Source organism: Bacillus sp. SIMBA_005 (genome assembly GCF_046535585.1).
GTDB classification, from domain to species: Bacteria; Bacillota; Bacilli; order Bacillales; family Bacillaceae; genus Bacillus; species Bacillus pumilus.
Map to the genome: position 1 here is coordinate 1 of NZ_JAWRWI010001067.1, position 241 is coordinate 241.

Consider the following 241-nt stretch of genomic DNA (forward strand, 5'->3'; position numbering starts at 1 on the left):
GTAATAATGGAAACACCAACGATTCCTCCATCCATAATGTGGTTGGGTACTAAAAATAGCTCTAGTCCTAATGCCATAATGATAGCACCTATGGCAACCATAACAATTCGGGCGGTTATTTTCCGAACGGTATTCTTTTTTTGCCGTCTTGCTTTAGCTACCTTAGTGGTCTGTGAATCACTCAAATCAATCGCTCCAATCAACTAGTATACGTCTCTTACTCTATTTTATCGAAATATTG

General features: G+C 38.6%; 1 protein-coding gene. It reads right to left on the bottom strand.

What is annotated here, in order from left to right; genetic code table 11:
• Positions 1-203 (bottom strand): YitT family protein (locus tag SB660_RS23395; RefSeq protein ID WP_410584961.1); only part of this gene is annotated, 203 nt, incomplete at its 3' end.
• Positions 204-241: the final 38 nt, after the last annotated feature.